Origin of the sequence: Citrobacter sedlakii NBRC 105722 (assembly GCF_000759835.1) — a bacterium.
GTDB lineage: Bacteria > Pseudomonadota > Gammaproteobacteria > Enterobacterales > Enterobacteriaceae > Citrobacter_A > Citrobacter_A sedlakii.
The window spans coordinates 155,828-167,446 of the sequence record NZ_BBNB01000001.1 but is presented as its reverse complement, the minus strand read 5'-3'; the positions used below and the strand labels follow the sequence as shown (position 1 = coordinate 167,446).

Here is an 11,619-nt window from a genome sequence, read left to right as displayed (position 1 = left end):
CTATGGCTTTTTACAGTATTGGTGATGTGGCCGAACGATGCGGAATCAACCCGGTTACGTTGCGTGCCTGGCAAAGACGCTATGGATTATTAAAACCTCAGCGCAGCGAAGGCGGTCACCGTCAGTTCGACGAAGATGACATCAGACGTATCGAAGAGATTAAACGCTGGATCAAAAGCGGCGTGCCGGTGAGTAAGGTTAAAGCGCTGATTGAAGGCAGCCAGACTGCGCAACACGACGGCTGGTTATCGCTTCAGGAAGAGATGATGGTCACGCTGCGTCGTGTCAGTCCCGACAAACTGCGCGTACGCATTGATGAACTGGGCGCCAGCTATCCGGTTGATGATGTGATCGATCATATTTTTGTTCCGATGCGTCAACGACTTAATCTTGAGCAGGCTACCGCACGCGTTATGGGCAGTCTGCTGGATGGGGTGCTGATCGACTATGCGATCACGCGCCTGAATGCGTTACGCGCTCAGGCTGATAAAGAGGCTTATCTGCTGTCATGGGAGTGTGAAGACCGGACACGTCTTTGGCTGGAAGGCTGGCGTTTGTCGCAGCAGGGCTGGAATATTCACGTGCTGCCGGAGCCGCTGGAATCGCCGCGCCCGGAAATGTTCCCCGGTCAGGATATTTTTGTCTGGATTGGGAAAGCGCCCACCACGCGCCAGCAAGAACAACTGGCGAGCTGGCGAGAGCAGGGGTATAGCATTGCCCTGCATTCATCGCCGTCCTGAATCGCTACATCTTTTCTTTATTTGACGGGTGACCACTCAGGTTTGCCCAACGCTGTCGTAAATAATGAACGGCCTGCTGCGTTTGCGGCTGATTAAGGTTGTTTTCCCTGAACAGTATTGTGCCGTTGATTTGCGGAACCGAGTCGTTCAGGTCGAGCTGTTTTTTCAGTTCCGGCACGCCGCCGTTTACCGTCCAGTCCGGCTCGTTACGCGAGGGTTCGCCCACCTTATACAACGCCACGCCAATATAAAGTCGGGTTTTCGTAGGCTTCACCACATCCGCCCACCATTTGGCGAGCACATCATAGCGCGCGGCGTCGCGAGAGAAGGGCCAGTACAGCTGCGGCGCGATGTAGTCCAGCAAACCTTGCTGCACCCAACGGCGCGTGTCCGCGTAAGACTCATCATACGCCGCGGCGCCCCGGGTGTCTGAACCGGCGGGATCGTGTGAGCGGTTACGCCAGACCCCTGCCGGACTCACTCCAAATTCTACGTCCGGGTTAATGTGTCGGAGGGTGCGCGACACCTGTTCAATTAACTGCTGCGTATTGTGCCGTCGCCAGTCGGCTTTGGTATGAAACCCTTCACCGTAGCGCCTGAAGGTCACGCTGTCATTAAGCGCAGATCCCGGTGATTCAGCATAGAAATAGTCGTCGAACTGAACGCCATCAACCGGGTATTTTTTCACGACCTCCGCCACAATACTGGTTATCCAGTCGCGAACCTCCGGGATCCCCGGGTCAAGAACATAGCGGTCGCCCGCTGTACGGATCCAGTCACGGTGAAGGACAAAAACGCTGGCGGGCTGCAGTGACACGGTGCGGTTCAGTTCGGCAACCGTAGAAGGTCGGGTATTAACCGAGACGCGATAAGGATTGAACCATGCGTGAACCCGCATCCCACGCTTATGCGCTTCGTCAAGCATAAACTGCAGCGGATCGTAACCGGGGTCCTGGCCAATTTTTCCGGTAAGCATGTCTGACCAGGGCAATATCGCTGAGGGCCAAAGCGCGGTACCGTCAGGTTTTACCTGAAAAAATACGGTATTGATGCCGAGCCGCTGTAAATTATCGAGCTTATCGGTTAGCGCTTTTTGCTGCATGGCGATACGCGAACGGGCGTCGCTGACAGTGACTGACGCGACGGGAGGCCAGTCGAGACGGGAAACCGTCGCCAGCCAGACGCCGCGAACGGGTTCGTTCAACTTTTGTTGTTTCACGGGCGAAGCAGGCGTTGCTGATGGCGGCGTTACCAGCGAGGCGGGTGGTGTAGAAGAGCAGCTAGCCAGCAGAAGCGCCGACGCGATTGCAGCCGTGTAAGTCCTGATACGAAATAAAGGAAGAAAACGAGGAGAACTGATATCCATATACGTCCGTTGCCGGTTAGCGCGAAAGTGAAATTATTGTGGTCTGATTCGAGGGTAAGTCAAGATAACGGCGCGAATGATTTGGTAGGTGAGGCGGGAACGAGGCTTTGACGGGATCTTAAAAGTTCTTTAACGGTATTTGTTGTATAGCCATTATCATTGCCATTGCTTTTCTGCCCGTGTTAGCGCATGGGCTTTTTTTACCCTCTTGTCATGTGGTAACGAATTCGTTACCATCAATCAAATACGGAGGGGTATCAATGGATATCAAGTATTACACGGACGAGCACGACGTCAGCCCACTTGAAAAATGGCTGGCTAAAAACCGCGCCGCAATTCCAAAAGTTTTTACGGCGGTTGAGCGATTACGGAGCGGGAACACATCGTCAGTGAAATGGTTATCTGGCCGACCGGGTATCGGTGAATACAGGATAAACTGGGGCGCCGGTTTGCGTGTGTATCTGATGCAGGACGGCGACGAAATTGTCATTTTACTGTGTGCCGGTTTCAAGGATCGGCAAAATAACGATCTGGACGCCGCCGAAAAATACCGCGCTGACTATCTGAGGAGTAAAAAACATGGCCGCGCATGACATCGAAAAAATGTGGGAAAACCTGCTTAAAGAGGACATCGGGTCGCGTGTTCAGATTATCCAGGAGATACACGAATTAATACTGTCCGGTGAAATCGAAGTCGCCAAAGGTATGCTGCGCACGCTGATTAAGGTCACGTGCGGTTATCCTGCGATTTCTGACGAGGTCGGCAGGAATTCCAAATCAATTATGCGCATGTTGTCGCCTGATGTGGATCCGGGTGTTAAAGCGTTTATGGCCGTTGTCAGAGCAGCCGAACGTCAGTCAGAGAAAGCTGCGGCCCAGGGGAAAATCCACTGAGTCGAAACGCGACGCAACGAACCGGTCACAATGGCCGGTTTTTTTACGCCTGCGCGGTGTGCTGCGTGAAATCCTGTGCAGGATAACGGGGGCAAATCTGCAGAATTCGCGCAGCGTCACGACAGGGAAGGGATCAAACGGGTTGCAATGTCATTACCTCTTGCGCAGTGCTATACATCACAAAGCAATGTAGTAATACATGTGTAGAGTTTTTTTTAACATGCACCAATCCAAGCGCGTTAACACGTCTTTTAACAGGTTCCGATTGATTTAACATAATATACATTATGCGCACCAAGGTTTTGTTAGCTCAATACTAGCGTCTATATGTGGGTCATTTTATCCGACCAGGTCGATAACTCACTTTTCCTGATGAGGAGTTTCTGTGGCTATACATGACGCCGGGATATTCATCATGAAAGAAATTTCTCGTAGATACTTTTCGCTTCAGGACGTTCAGAAGAGACGTTCCTGTCTGCTTAGGGCTGCCAGCACACTAACAGCCTCTGGGATAACCTCCGCTGGCGTATTTCCATAGCCAATAACCAACCCTGCGGCGGCATCGTTGCTGACGCTGTATGAAGAAAAGGCCTGAACGCCAATGCCATGCTGACGTGCGAGTGAGACAATTTTCTTATCGTCGGAGCCAGGTGCAAGCAAAAGCGTCAGATGCATACCTGATTTCCCGCCAAGCACTTGTTCCGGTGAAAAATGTTCTGTCAGGGCCTGCCGCAAGATCCGCTGACGCTCACGGTAAAGTCGGCGCATACGGCCCAGGTGACGACCAAACTCACCACTTTTCATAAAGTCTGCCAGGGCAAGTTGCTGAAGCTGCTGACCACTCCGCATAATTTCATTCAGCACCATGCTGGCCTGCTTCATCACGTTCGCCGGAAATACCACATAACCGAGCTTCAGCGACGGAAACATTGTCTTACTGAACGAGCCGATATAAAACACGGGTGCGTCTTCCGTAAGGCCCTGCATGCTGGCAATTGGGCCACCGGAGTGCCTGAAGTCGCCGTCATAGTCATCTTCAATCAGCCAGGCGTCCTTCCTGGCAGCTTGTGTAATCAGCGACAGCCTTCGTGAAACAGATAAGACGGCGCCGGTGGGATATTGATGAGCAGGTGTAAGGTAGATAAGTTTTGGCACACGGTTCTGCCAGGCATCCTCCGGTATACATACCCCTTCCCCATCCACCTTCATCATCTCCATGTGCAGATTACCTGCAGAAAATGCCGCTTTAGCGCCCCGGTAGCCAGGTTCCTCCATCCAGACCGTGTCTCCCGGATCTGTGAGCAGGGTCACGCAGAGTTCCAGCGCCTGCCTGGCACCTTCTGTAATGACGATCCGGTGCGGATCGCAGCGGACTCCTCGCGCAACATGAAGATGCGTCGCTATAGCGTCACGCAAGGCGTACTCGCCCGTTGGAGCGCCATAACCCAGCATGCGAGGCATAAACTGCCGGTTTGCCCGCTCGATGGCGCGACGCCAGACAGTAATCGGAAATTCTTTTATCGCGGGCATACCGGGAGATAGCAACGCATCAGACTCCGGTTGCAATGGATTAGTGATAAAGGGAGTCAGACGGGTAGCAAGCTGAACGGTACCGGGTCTGGATTGCATTGGTGCAGTGGCCTTACTGGCCAGGCCGGATACAGGCGCCACGCGCGTGCCCTGCCTGTCAGCCAGAATATACCCTTCAGCCGCAAGGTGCTCATAGACATTCACCACGGTGTTTCGCGATATGCCGAGCTCTTTCGCCAGCGCGCGGGAGGACATCAGCCTGGTGTCTGCAGGCAAGTAACCGCTCAGTATCGCCTGCTGTATACGTTCGGTCAGTTGCTTCTGCAGGGATACCGGCCTGCCGTCCGGGCTGATGGCATCTGGCTTCAGGGGCTCGGTAATATCAAACATGTATCGTGGACCTGTAAAAAATAGATCTTGTGGACCTTTCAAGAGTACCACAAGAACGTCATGATCCCGCGACGGTAACATTTATTGGTTGAGGAGCAGACAATAGTCATGACACAGAGACTAAATACTTTTAATCAACCGGTAGGCGTGGAGCTTACGGGTTGGAAAGGTGCCATTTTCCCTGACGAAAGACGCCTTGAAGGACGCTACTGCCGACTTGAGCGTATCAACACCGCCCGCCATGCGGCAGAGCTTTATGCGGCCTATCGCGAAGCGCCTGACTGGCGTGACTGGACCTATCTTCCTTCAGGGCCTTTTGAAACGTTTGATTCTTATCGCGATTATTTGCTGAATATTGAAAAAAAGACGGATCCGATGCATTACGCCGTGATTGATTACACCAGTGGCAAGGCGGTGGGTACGGTTGCCCTTATGCGGATTGACGCTTGCAACGGTGTAATTGAGATAGGCAGCGTGACGTATTCACGACACATGCAGCGCACGCGCATTTCTACCGAGGTGATGGCGCTTTTTTTGCGCCACGTGTTTAAGGACCTCGGCTACCGTCGTTTTGAGTGGAAATGTGACTCGCTGAATGCCCCGTCCCGGGCGGCTGCGGAGCGTTTTGGCTTCCGGTTTGAAGGTATTTTCCGGCAGGCGTTGGTTTACCACGGACGTAACCGTGATACTGCCTGGTACTCAGTCATTGACAGCGAATACCCTGCGCTGCGCGTTGCCTATGAAAAGTGGCTGGCACCCACCAGTTTCGATGAAAATGGGTGCCAGCGGGAAAAGCTCAGCCAGCTTATTAATGAGGCACGCGCCAGGGATAGCGTCTGAAAATTTTTCAGATCATCTCTTTCTGTCATCTTAACGCCGATTATTTTTAACAAGCGTATAAAATTACAGAATGAAGGGCTGACAATTTCAGATAAAGGTCCAGGGTTTAAGTATAGGAACAAACATCAATCACTCATCTCATCTACAGGAGACTGCCAATGTCCGACTGGAATCCTTCGCTCTATATGCAATATGGCGCCGAACGTTCGCGGCCTGCGGCAGAGCTGTTGACGAGAGTAACGCATGAGCACGTCCAGTCAGTTGTCGATTTGGGATGTGGACCGGGCAATAGCACCGCTCTACTCCGCCATCGCTGGCCAGATGCCGCGATCGTTGGCGTGGATAGCTCACCATCGATGCTGAACGAAGCGCGAAAAGCGTTGCCGGATTGTCAGTTTATCGAAGCCGATATTCGCGACTTTCATGCTGCCACAGCGCCTGATGTGCTGTATGCCAACGCTTCGCTTCAGTGGATCGACGATCACTACACGCTGTTCCCCCGCCTCGTTTCTTTGCTTAATTCACATGGCGTCCTGGCCGTACAAATGCCCGATAATACGCTGGAGCCGTCGCATGTTCTGATGCGCGAAGTGGCTTATGAGCAAAATTATCCCAACCGCGGACGCGAGCCGCTTCCTGGCGTTCACGCTTATTACGATATCCTAAGCGAAGCCGGTTGCGAGGTGGATATCTGGCGCACAACCTACTACCACCAAATGCCATCCCATCAGGCGATAATCGACTGGGTCAGTGCGACCGGGCTGCGGCCCTGGTTACAGGATCTTAATGAGCCAGCGCAAAAACGCTATCTTGCCCGCTATCACGCGCTGTTACAGGAGCAGTACCCGCTTCAGGAAGATGGGCAGATACTGCTGGCATTCCCACGACTGTTCATGGTCGCCCGTCGCCTGACATAACGATCGAGCGCGCGCCGCGTTTAACAACGATACAGCCAGGAAGGTTATGTCAGTTGATAGTGCTTGTCCGGAACGTGCTTCGCGGGAATGGCTGTTTCATTGTTCATTTGAAGCAGATCGATCTCGATGGCATTACAGATAGCATCAAGCGGCAAGTCGTTGTTTTCCGTACCGAACGGATCTTCCAGTTCTTCCGCCAGCGCATCCAGGGAGATAAAGGTATAGGAGATCAGTACCGAGATAAACGGCGTCATGTAATGCAGGTCAACAACCAGCGCAAACGGCAGCATGATGCAAAACAGGTACACCGTGCGATGCAGGATCAACGTATACGCAAATGGCACCGGCGTATTGGCGATTCTCTCGCATCCTGCCAGCACCGCTGACATATCGTTTAACCGATTGTTTAAACTGTGAAATAATATATCAGACAAACGTCCGTCGCGCCGACGAACAGCCAGCCACTCCCCCATCAGCAGCAGAATGCGGTTTGCCGGAGAGTGTGCGGCGAAGACCTGTTTCAGATCTTCCGCGTTGAGGTATTTCGCCAGAGGTTCGGCCTGCGGTTTTCGCCGCAGCGTCATGCGCAAACAATGGGCAAAGGCAATTTGCAGGCGAACAAATTCTCCAGACTGCGTGTCGTCCGGGAGTGTGGTTTTGACTTCCCGCAACAGCGACCGTGAGGCAATCATTAACTGTCCCCACAGTTGTCTCGCTTCGACGTAACGTGCGTAGCAGGCGTTGTTGCGAAACCCTAAAAATATCGCGATGGCCACACCAAGGATGCTGAACGGCGCAAGCGTGAACTTGATACCGAGCATGGTGTACCACGGAAGCATGATGATAACAGCGATGGAAAGCAGGAAATTCAGCAGTAAACGAGAAGAGATTTTAGCTAAAACGGAGCCATGCCAGACGAATATCAGGCGTAGCCAATGCTGTTGAGGACGAACAATCATGACGGTTTTCAGAAAAGAAGCGAATCCCGTTATTAAACGTGATCTGGATCAAACTTACAACTTTCTTGAAACGGGCCATGTTATATCTGTCAGATTGTTAACGACTCAGGAGTCACAGATCGACGGGTATAAAAATAGATTGTATGTTGTAACTAATGATCATAAACAATAAACCCGGCCTTCGCCGGGTCAATCTTATCGCACATTCATTTTAGCATAGCGGTTTTACCGCTTCGCGCATGCCTTTGCTCAGGATGTTGTCGAGATCGCTGGTCACCTGCGCCACCAGTCCTGGGACATTGGTCAGGTCCTGCTCCCAGTGTTCCTCTGCGGCCAGAACGGCGCTAACCAGTTGCTGCGTACTCAGTTGGCGATCGCCATGCTGGCTCCAGAGCTGCTGGAAACGGGTGATCCAGTGCGCGTCATCCTGCACCGGATACGCTTCACCGCTACGTTCCCCGCGGTAGAAGGCAATCAGCGCGGCTAAAGCAAACGTCAAACGCGCCGGTAATTTACCGTTGGCCCTCTGCCCTGCCAGCAGTTGCGGAAGAATACGGGTGCGGAATTTCGTCATGCCGTTCAGAGCGATCGACAGTAACTGATGCTTAATGTACGGGTTACGGAAACGTCCGGTGACCGCGCTGGCGAACGATTCCAGTTCATCACGCGGCAAATCAAGCACAGGAATGATTTCCTGATAGACAGCCTTTTCCACAAAAGCGCAGATGTCGCTATCATTCATCGCCTCGCCGACCGTATCCAGACCCGCCTGGAACGCGACCGGAACCAGCGCGGTGTGCGCGCCGTTCAGAATGGCTACCTTACGCTCTTTATAAGGCTTGATATCATCGACGATTAAAACATTCAGCGGGTATTTGTCGAGGCGTAGCTCGGAAGCCAGGGTCTTCGGTCCCTGGATAACAAACAGGTAGAAATGCTCGGCGGTATCCAGGAAGCCATCGTGATAACCCAGTTCAGCTTCCAGTTGTGCCACTTCATCTCGTGGGTAACCCGTCACAATACGGTCCACCAGCGTCGAGCAAAACACATTAGCCTCATCCAGCCAGGTAACAAAGGCCGCCGGCAGTGACCATTCCTGCGCATAGCGCAGCACCAGTTCACGCAGCGCGTCGCCGTTATAGTCGATCAACTCACAAGGAATAATAATCCAGCCTTTATCCTGCGCGCCGTTGAAATGACTAAAGCGCTCAAACAACAGGCGCGTCAGCTTCGCCGGATAGCTCACCGCCGGAGCATCATCGAACTTATCGCCCGCATGGTAGCTGATGCCCGCTTCGGTGGTGTTAGAGAAGACAAAACGCATGTCCGGGTTGTGCGCCAGCTTCAGGAACGCATCGTACTCACCATAAACACTGATCTCACGGTTCACTGAACGAATCAAACGCGCATCGCTGACGGCCTCGCCCTGCTCATTCAAGCCGCGAATGATTGTTGTATAAAGCCCATCCTGCGTGCTGAGCGATGGCGGGAAAGCGCTGTCGATGGGACGTACAATCACCACACCGGCGTTCAGATCGGTATGTTCATTGAGCAGATCGATCTGCCAGTCAACAAAGGCGCGCAGAAAGTTACCTTCACCAAACTGAATGATGCGTTCAGGATAGTGGGCACCGGGAAAATCGCTACGGTTTAGAGTTTTCACAATGGGTTCCCTTTCGATTAGTCATACAACATGATTAAATTGGTAGAACAGGTTAGCAAAACTTTACGCCAGTAAAACCCCGTTTTGATCAAGTGATAGCGATAAATCAAAGCGCTTTGTAGAAAACTGTGGTGCCGGTCAGCGTTCCATCAGGCATCAGCGCATAATCAGGTATCACACCCGCTTTTTGCCACCCGCACGAGTGGTAGAACAACTCGGCGTCGCTACCGGTGGCGGTGTCCAGCACCAGTTGTGTTTTACGCTGTTCCCGTGCGCACGTTTCAAGCGCCTGCATCAGATGGCGGGCCAGTCCCTGCCGCCGCGCCGAAGAGTGAACGAGCAGTTTAGCGACATCCGCCCGGTGAGGCTGGTTTTCGGGTTGCCGGGTAATGAGCTGCACGGTGCCGACAATCACGCCCTGCTGATTTTCAATAACGAGAACCTGTCGCTCGCCTCTGCCCACGCTTTGGGCGACATCGTTCCAGAAAACATTCGCTTTTTGACGATCGAAAGGGGAAAGAAAACTGACCGACGCGCCGCGATTGACGCAGTCAGTCAGAAGATCACTGAGTTCATCCTGTCGCGCGAGAAGTGTCTCAGCGCTCAATAACATACAGGGGGGTAATGGCATCATAAGGGCTCCTTGAGTAGACCTTGATACCATGCACTTAACATTGTGATAACACAACATGCCGGTCATAGCAGTTTGTTATGACGTCTTACGCCAGGTCGCTTTCCGACAGTATCGCCAGGTCAGCCTGGCGAGCGCTGGTACGATTACGCCCCTCTCTCTTCGAGCGGTACAGACACTCATCCGCTTCCACCATCAGCGTGTTGAAAAGCTCCGTCAGCGTGCGTCCTGCCACCCTGCCGTTCCCCAGACCAATACTGACCGTCAGATAGACGCTTTGCTGTTGCCAGTTGAAAGGTTGTAGCGCCACGGCTTTACGGAGAGTTTCAGCGATACGCATTCCTTCTTCAGGATGCAGTGTCGGCATGACCACAGCAAATTCTTCGCCGCCCATGCGGGCAATGAGTCCTTTGCCGCCAACAATTTTGTGCAGTTGTTGAGCAAACACCCGCAGCACCCGATCGCCACATTCATGACCGTGGCTGTCATTGATGCTCTTGAAGAAATCGATGTCCAGAAGCATAACGGTAAAATGCTGCGTTGCTGGCGCATCCTGCCGCTTCAGCGCCTCGTAAAGGCCCGAGCGCGAGTAAACCTGAGTCAGAAAATCAAAATCGGCGCGTAAAGAAACCTGCTTCATCAGGGAATTAATTGCCGCTACGCTAACTGAAACCATAATGGGGCAAATGGCCATGGTGGCAATCCCCAGCCTCGCGGAAAACATTTGCGGGATCGAGAATGGCGACGCAACGGCGATATCGATAATTGAATTTGCCACCAGCACGATTTCCACCGCACCGGTAATAAAAGTTAACAGACAGGTCACCTGAGGCGTATAGCGTACGGCGCACCAGATAAGCGCAGGAAGGGGAAAGGCAAGGCTCCCTGCTCCGCCAATGATCACCGAGGCCAACACCGAGACGATCAGCGCGATAACCGGCATCATCTGTTCCGGCTTGAAGCGTGTAACGACGCCCGGCATGCCGAGAGTCAACATACAGGGGATAATTAACACGCCCGTTGAAAATTGCTCGCTAAACCAGTCAGCAAACAACGGCCAGAAAGAAAGACGATCAATGCCTACCGATCCTGTCGCGCCGACCAGGGCACAGATCAATGCGGCGATCAGACAGTAATTAAATAAGCGTAAAGCGCTAATCGGCTGATATTTATTTTTCCCCAGTCGTTTATCACGAATGACCAGTTGGGCGACAATAACAATAAACACCATATTGGAGAGATTAATCACCAACGACACCCAACCCCATTGCGTGGTGAGCGCATCATAGCCAAGCATCGCAACATAACTTACCGCGTAATAATGCAGTCGGTTTAACCAGACGAAGCGAGCAAAAATCCCGGCCAGTACGCCATTTAGCGGCCAGAAGAGCGACAGTTCATGAATCAGGCGCAGCTCTGCGCCGATAAAATAGAACAGTGTGGTGAACGCAAATACCGCGACCGCATTACGCAGTGGACGATCTTCCTGAAACAGGCGGAAAGAAGGAATGGGAAGTGATTGCATTAACTCTCTGTCCATATCACTGCCGGGGGCAATTATCTCTGCGGCGTAATGGTAATATTTTGAGAATAGCATGAATTATTCTCAAAGATAGTCATTACCGGCAGCGTTAACCTGTTATTTTCCCGGCTGGAATAAAATAAACCCTGGCAATTTCACGGTTTTAC

The 11,619-nt window shown here is 52.5% G+C and carries 11 protein-coding genes; 5 read left to right on the top strand and 6 right to left on the bottom strand.

From position 1 onward, the window contains the following. The first annotated feature begins 2 nt into the window (after positions 1-2). Positions 3-740, top strand: a complete 738-nt coding sequence (locus CSE01S_RS00835) for a MerR family transcriptional regulator (protein WP_042282988.1) — start codon at positions 3-5, stop codon at positions 738-740. A 4-nt stretch (positions 741-744) separates the two neighbouring features. Here CSE01S_RS00835 and CSE01S_RS00830 read toward each other — a convergent pair whose 3' ends face one another. After that, positions 745-2,106 carry a glycoside hydrolase family 10-like protein gene (locus CSE01S_RS00830; protein ID WP_042282987.1) on the bottom strand — a complete coding sequence of 454 codons (1,362 nt, stop codon included), beginning with the start codon at positions 2,104-2,106 and terminating at the stop codon, positions 745-747. A 260-nt stretch (positions 2,107-2,366) separates the two neighbouring features. Here CSE01S_RS00830 and CSE01S_RS00825 point away from each other — a divergent pair, with 260 nt between their 5' ends. Both CSE01S_RS00825 and CSE01S_RS00820 read left to right on the top strand, forming a co-directional pair. Continuing rightward, entirely contained in the window at positions 2,367-2,699 is a 333-nt protein-coding gene (locus tag CSE01S_RS00825; protein WP_042282985.1) for a type II toxin-antitoxin system RelE/ParE family toxin, read from the top strand. Continuing rightward, positions 2,686-3,000, top strand: a complete 315-nt coding sequence (locus CSE01S_RS00820) for a hypothetical protein (protein WP_042282983.1) — start codon at positions 2,686-2,688, stop codon at positions 2,998-3,000. The genes CSE01S_RS00825 and CSE01S_RS00820 overlap by 14 nt, the downstream gene beginning before the upstream one ends. Before the next feature lie 456 nt (positions 3,001-3,456). Here the strand turns inward: CSE01S_RS00820 and pdxR are convergent, their stop codons facing one another. After that, entirely contained in the window at positions 3,457-4,920 is a 1,464-nt protein-coding gene (pdxR, locus tag CSE01S_RS00815) for a MocR-like pyridoxine biosynthesis transcription factor PdxR (RefSeq protein ID WP_042282981.1), read from the bottom strand. 108 nt (positions 4,921-5,028) lie between these two features. Here pdxR and CSE01S_RS00810 point away from each other — a divergent pair, with 108 nt between their 5' ends. Both CSE01S_RS00810 and tam read left to right on the top strand, forming a co-directional pair. Beyond that, a complete protein-coding gene (locus CSE01S_RS00810; protein WP_042282979.1) occupies positions 5,029-5,760 on the top strand; it encodes a GNAT family N-acetyltransferase in 732 nt (243 codons plus the stop codon). Between the two features lie 158 nt (positions 5,761-5,918). Then, the gene (tam, locus tag CSE01S_RS00805) at positions 5,919-6,677 is read left to right on the top strand and encodes a trans-aconitate 2-methyltransferase (RefSeq protein WP_042282976.1); all 759 of its coding nucleotides are present in this window, start codon (positions 5,919-5,921) and stop codon (positions 6,675-6,677) included. A gap of 44 nt (positions 6,678-6,721) precedes the next feature. Here tam and CSE01S_RS00800 read toward each other — a convergent pair whose 3' ends face one another. The 4 genes from CSE01S_RS00800 to CSE01S_RS00785 all read right to left on the bottom strand — a co-directional run bounded on the left by CSE01S_RS00800 (position 6,722) and on the right by CSE01S_RS00785 (position 11,455). Continuing rightward, positions 6,722-7,636, bottom strand: a complete 915-nt coding sequence (locus tag CSE01S_RS00800) for a bestrophin family protein (protein ID WP_042282973.1) — start codon at positions 7,634-7,636, stop codon at positions 6,722-6,724. Positions 7,637-7,847: 211 nt separating this feature from the next. Continuing rightward, positions 7,848-9,299, bottom strand: a complete 1,452-nt coding sequence (locus CSE01S_RS00795) for a tagaturonate reductase (protein WP_042282971.1) — start codon at positions 9,297-9,299, stop codon at positions 7,848-7,850. A gap of 106 nt (positions 9,300-9,405) precedes the next feature. Beyond that, the gene (locus CSE01S_RS00790) at positions 9,406-9,933 is read right to left on the bottom strand and encodes a GNAT family N-acetyltransferase (protein WP_042282968.1); all 528 of its coding nucleotides are present in this window, start codon (positions 9,931-9,933) and stop codon (positions 9,406-9,408) included. A gap of 85 nt (positions 9,934-10,018) precedes the next feature. Then, entirely contained in the window at positions 10,019-11,455 is a 1,437-nt protein-coding gene (locus tag CSE01S_RS00785) for a GGDEF domain-containing protein (protein WP_042282966.1), read from the bottom strand. Between the last annotated feature and the right edge of the window lie 164 nt (positions 11,456-11,619).

Bases quoted from the DNA above. Each gene is read 5' to 3' on its own strand.
- CSE01S_RS00830 (WP_042282987.1), bottom strand. From the start codon at position 2,106: ATGGATATCAGTTCTCCTCGTTTTCTTCCTTTATTTCGTATCAGGACT.
- CSE01S_RS00785 (WP_042282966.1), bottom strand. From the start codon at position 11,455: ATGCAATCACTTCCCATTCCTTCTTTCCGCCTGTTTCAGGAAGATCGT.
- CSE01S_RS00790 (WP_042282968.1), bottom strand. From the start codon at position 9,933: ATGATGCCATTACCCCCCTGTATGTTATTGAGCGCTGAGACACTTCTC.
- CSE01S_RS00810 (WP_042282979.1), top strand. From the start codon at position 5,029: ATGACACAGAGACTAAATACTTTTAATCAACCGGTAGGCGTGGAGCTT.
- CSE01S_RS00800 (WP_042282973.1), bottom strand. From the start codon at position 7,636: ATGATTGTTCGTCCTCAACAGCATTGGCTACGCCTGATATTCGTCTGG.
- CSE01S_RS00825 (WP_042282985.1), top strand. From the start codon at position 2,367: ATGGATATCAAGTATTACACGGACGAGCACGACGTCAGCCCACTTGAA.
- CSE01S_RS00820 (WP_042282983.1), top strand. From the start codon at position 2,686: ATGGCCGCGCATGACATCGAAAAAATGTGGGAAAACCTGCTTAAAGAG.
- CSE01S_RS00835 (WP_042282988.1), top strand. From the start codon at position 3: ATGGCTTTTTACAGTATTGGTGATGTGGCCGAACGATGCGGAATCAAC.
- pdxR (WP_042282981.1), bottom strand. From the start codon at position 4,920: ATGTTTGATATTACCGAGCCCCTGAAGCCAGATGCCATCAGCCCGGAC.
- tam (WP_042282976.1), top strand. From the start codon at position 5,919: ATGTCCGACTGGAATCCTTCGCTCTATATGCAATATGGCGCCGAACGT.